The 3,357-nt window shown below is 78.5% G+C and carries 2 protein-coding genes; both read left to right on the forward strand.

The features are described 5' to 3' along the window. A partial coding sequence (locus tag LLG88_10920) for a carboxypeptidase-like regulatory domain-containing protein (GenBank protein ID MCE5247413.1) occupies positions 1 to 1,370 on the forward strand: 1,370 nt, incomplete at its 5' end. A gap of 621 nt (positions 1,371 to 1,991) precedes the next feature. Further along, on the forward strand, positions 1,992 to 3,357 hold a 1,366-nt coding region (locus tag LLG88_10925; GenBank protein MCE5247414.1), incomplete at its 3' end, for a hypothetical protein.

Consider the following 3,357-nt stretch of genomic DNA (forward strand, 5'->3'; position numbering starts at 1 on the left):
CGCTCGTCGCGCGCGCCGACGGCTACGCGCCGTCCGCGCCGTTCACCGTCCACGTGCAGGGGCGGTCGGTGCAGGGGGTCGAGCTGCGCGTCTCCGCCGGCGGCGCGGTCGCCGGCGCGGTCCACGGCCTCGCCCCGGACAGAATCGCCGCGGCGACGATCGTCGCCCAGCCGAACGGCGGCGGCGCGTCGTCGCGGACGCAGCCCGACGCCGGCGGCGGGTACCGCCTCGAGCATCTGCGCTTCGGCGCCTACACGATCACGGGGCAGACGCCGGGCGGCAAGGTCGTGGACGTCGCGGCGACGATCTCGGCCGAGAAGCCGGAGGCGGCGGCGGACCTCGACTTCGGCGGCGGCTTCGCGCTCGCGGGGCGCGTCGTGGACGGCGACGCGGGGCTGCCGGGCTTCGCGATCTACGCCGACGGGCCGACGACGGCCTTCGCCGCGGCCGACGCGGACGGGCGGTTCAAGATCGAGGGGCTCGAGGCGGGGCGGTACAGCGTCGTCGCGACGCGCGACGCCGACGGGCTGGCCTTCGCCACGCCGGTCGATCTCTCCGGCGACCGCGAGGTCGCGCTGCGCGCGCCGCGCGGGCGGATCGGCGGGCGCGTGCTCGACGCGCGGAGCCGGCGGCCGATCGGCGGGGCGGTCGTTTCGCTGCCCGCGCCGGACGACGGCACGCGAGGCGTGCGCGGGCCGCGGCTCGCGGCGACGGGCGAGGACGGGCGGTTCGCGCTCGCCAACGTGCCCGCGGGGCGGTGGACGCTCACGGCGCGCGCCGAGGGATACGCGCCGGCGAGCGCCTCGGCGACGATCGGCGAGGGCGGCGCGGCGGACAACGTGCAGATCCTCGCCGAGCCGGAGACGGCGCTGACGCTCGAGGTCGCGCTCGCGGCGGGCGGGACGCCGGACCGCGTGACGGCGGCGCTGTTCGACGACGCGGGGACGAGCGTCGGCGGCGGCTCGTACAGCACGGGCGAAGGGGGCGCGGTCGCGGTGAGCGACGCGCCGCGCGGCCGGTTCGAGATGCTGGTCGTCGCGGACGGCGCGGCGACGGCGCGGCTGACGGTCGGCGTGCCGGGCGGGCCGTACGCGGTCGCGCTGCCGCCGCGCTGCGCGCTGACGATCGACGCGCCGGCGCTGGAGGGGCGCGCGGCGAGCGTGACGCTGATCGGCGAGGACGGGCTTCCGTGGCGGCGCCTCGACGCGTCGCTGCGGGCGACGAGCAGCTTCGCGATGGGCGGCGGCCGCGCGCAGTTCAGCGACGTGCCGCCGGGCCGCTGGACGGTCCGCGTCACCGACGACGCGGGGAAGACCACGGAGGGCGTCGTGCAGACGACCCCCTCCGCCCCCGCCTCGCTCCGCCTCTGACGCGCGCCGCGTCCGGTCGTCGTCGCGCGCGTCGTTCCGCGTCCGCCCCGCGCGTTGGTTGCGCGGCGCGCCGCGTCCGACGCGCGCGCTGATTGCGCCGCGCGATGAGGGCGGCGACCTAGGGGCGGCTGGCGCGCCGATCACGTCGTCGAAACGACGGCGCCGCCACCGCGTCTGCCGCCCGACGTGATCGGCGCGAACCGTTGCCTTTGCGGCCGCAGGGCATCGGGTTCGCGAGGTCCCCGTCGCGCGGCGGACGCCAAAGACGCGTGCGCGAGACGACGATCGTCGGAACGCGCCGGCCGCCCTCGACCCGTCGCCAGAAGAGGACGTCCTCCACGGAGGTCGCCGACGACGATGCGGGGTCGTTTAGAGGGAGTTTAGGGAAATTACGGGATCGGGATGATTCCCCACCTCTCGCGCGAACACGCCGAAGACCGCGTGCGCCGGGCATTCTCGTCGTCTCATATCCCCCTGACCGGTTCGGACGCCCGATGGCTCGACGCTTCGGCCGCTCGACAATTCGCGGCTCGTGCCCGTTATCCGCGGGCGATTCCGGACGTCTCCTGTGGTGAAGGACTCGCCCGGCGCGCGGGCGCGTCCACGCAGGAGCGATCGTCGATGAGCGTTCCCCGTCCGGCCGGCACAGCCCTCCTCGTCCTTTGCCTCCTCGCCCTGCCCGCCGCGCTCGGCGTCGCCCTCGCCGCGGACGACGGGGAGCGGGACGCGCCGTCCGCCGAGGGGCGCGTGCTCTCGGCCGGCGGCTCGCCGCTCGCCGGGGCCGACGTCGCGCTCTACCCCTGCCTCGACGCGCGCGCCGCGGCGGCGCTCGCCCTCGCGGGGCGCGCGGAGACGCCGGCCGTGCGCGGGAAGACCGGCGCCGACGGCCGCTTCGTCCTCGCCGCGCCGAAGCCCGGCGTCTACGTCGCGAGGATCGAGACCAAGGGGACGGTTCCGCTGACCACCGCGCCGCTGGCCCTCGTCGAGCCGACCGCGCTCGACGACGCGCGGCTCGAGCGCGACGCGGGGCTGGTCGTCGCCGTCGCGGACGGCGCGAAGCCCGCGGCGGGCGCGACGGTGCGGCTGCGCGCGGAGGCGGCGCGCGGCCCCGTTCCGTTCTGGCGTCCCGCCGAGCAATGGGCGACGACCGACGCGAAGGGCGAGGCGCGCTTCGCCCTCGCCGCGCGCGGGGCGGGCCGCGCGGCGGCGCTGCTCTCCGGGCGCGGCGTCGCCGCGCGCGACGCGGTGCACGGCCCTCGCGCGACGCTGACCGTCGCGGCCGCGCCGCCGACGGCGGTCGAAGTCGTCGCGACGGGCGACCTTCCCGCGGCGAACGCGCTCCTCGTGGACGCGAGGCTCGACCTGCCGCTCGGCTTCGTCGGCGCGGACGGGCGCGGCGAGGCGCGCTTCGCCGCCCTCGGCGCGGCCCCGCGCCTGCGGGTCGTCGCCGCCGACGGCGCGACGGCCGAGACGACGTTCGGCGCCGGCGGGGCGCAAACGACGCCCGGCGCGGGCGCGAAGGGCCGTGAGTCTCAAACGACGCTCGCGGGCGGTGCGCCTCAAACGACGCTCGCGGGTGGTGCGTCCCAAACGACGCCCGCGGGGCGCGAGTCCCAAACCACGCCCGCGGGCCGTGAGCCTCAAACGACGCGCGCCGGCGGGCGGCGGCGGATCGTCCTCGCCGCGCCGCGCGTCGCCCAAGGCCGGGTCGTGGACGCCGAGACGCGGCGGCCGCTCGCCGGCGCGGTCGCGTGGCGCGCCGGGGCCGAGGCGGAGGCCGCGACGAGCGACGACGCGGGCGCCTACAAGCTCGTCGGCGCCGCGCCCGGCGACGAAATCCTCTTCCGCGCCGCGGGGGCGCTCGACGCCGACGTGCGCGTGCGGGCCGACGGCTCGCTGCCCACGGCCGCGCTGCGCGGCGCCGCGGTGGTCGAGGGGCGCGTCGTCGCCGCCGGCCAGCCGCTGGCGGGCGTCGAGGTGGCCGCGG

This window comes from bacterium (genome assembly GCA_021372775.1).
In the GTDB taxonomy this organism is placed as follows: domain Bacteria; phylum Acidobacteriota; class Polarisedimenticolia; order J045; family J045; genus JAJFTU01.